The 1,495-nt window shown below is 64.3% G+C and carries 1 protein-coding gene; it reads left to right on the forward strand.

Features of this window, described 5'->3' with window-relative positions; all coding sequences use genetic code 11:
• The first annotated feature begins 261 nt into the window (after nucleotides 1–261).
• Complete coding sequence (locus JF781_RS27895) at nucleotides 262–1,470, forward strand: IS110 family transposase (RefSeq protein ID WP_225330671.1); 1,209 nt, start codon at nucleotides 262–264, stop codon at nucleotides 1,468–1,470.
• Nucleotides 1,471–1,495: the final 25 nt, after the last annotated feature.

The raw sequence follows: 1,495 nt of genomic DNA on the forward strand, positions 1-1,495 counted from the left end.
GCCTAATGGGAATCGATCGGCGTGCCGCTGATTGGGTTGCCGGCCTTGTCAGGGGATGCTCGATCACCGAGCCGCCGGCCGGTGAGCACTTTGCAAGCCTGGAGCGCTTGTCGATTCCTACGGCTAGATCGTGCCCCGGCCGGTTGGTGAGGTCGCCTGTAGCGCTTATGGGATGTCGTGCCAGATGTCGAGCACTGATCCATTAGGCCGCCGCCGGGTGCCCTTCGGCTCATCTCACACAAGAAATCGAGGAGGGCATCGGTGATCTTCATCGGAGACGACTGGGCCGAAGACCATCACGACGTGCATGTGATGAACGAGGCCGGTAAGCAGTTGGCTTGGCGGCGGCTGCCCGAAGGACTGACCGGTATCCGGGAGTTGCATGAGCTGATCGTCGCGCACGCCGAGGAACCCGATCAGGTGATCCTCGGCATCGAAACCGATCGCGGCCTGTGGGTGGAAGCGCTAAGCGCGGCCGGCTATCAAGTGTTTGCGATCAACCCGCTAGCGGTGGCCCGCTACCGCGACCGCCACCACGTCTCCGGGGCCAAGTCGGATGCTTCCGATGCCAAACTGTTAGCCGACCTGGTGCGCACCGACCGGCATAACCATCGCCGCATCGCCGGTGACAGCGCGCAGTCCGAGGCGATCAAAGTGCTGGCCCGGACCCACCAGAGCCTGATCTGGGCACGTACCCGGCAGACCAATACGCTGCGTAGTGCGTTGCGCGAGTACTACCCGGCCGCACTGACCGCGTTCGACGATTTAGGCCACGGCGACGCCTTAGGGGTGTTGGATCGCGCGCCCACCCCCGAACAGGCCGCCCAGCTTTCCCTGCCGATGCTGCAGTCCGCGCTCAAACGCGGCGGGCGTCAACGCAATATCGCCGCTCGTGCCCGCGAAATCCAAGCCGCGCTACGCTCCGAGCAACTAGCCGCACCCGCACCGGTTGTCGCGGCGTTCGCGGCCACCACGCGCGCCACCGTGGGTATCCTCGCCGAGCTCAACCACCAAATCAGAGAACTCGAAACCACACTGGCACAACATTTTGAGACACACCCGGACGCCGACATCTACCTCTCCCTGCCAGGACTCGGTGTCATCCTCGGCGCCCGGGTGCTCGGTGAGTTCGGGGACGACCCGAACAGATACACCGATACCAAGTCTCGCAAAAACTACGCCGGAACCTCACCGCTAACCGTCGCGTCGGGCAAAAAGCGCGCCGTGCTCGCCCGCCACATCCGCAACCGCCGACTCTATGACGCCATCGACCAATGGGCCTTCTGCGCCCTGTCGTCCAGTCCCGGCGCCCGAGCCCTCTACGACACCCACCGCACCGCCAAACAAAGCCACCACCAAGCCCTACGCGCCGTGGGCAACCGCCTCGTCGGCATCATGCACGGCTGCCTACGCCACCACACTCGATACGACGAACACACCGCCTGGGCCCACCGCAGGGCCGTCGCTTGACAACTTAGGAACCTGGGATGTCTAG

Origin of the sequence: Mycobacterium sp. WUMAC-067 (assembly GCF_020217485.1) — a bacterium.
Classification (GTDB): Bacteria; Actinomycetota; Actinomycetes; order Mycobacteriales; family Mycobacteriaceae; genus Mycobacterium.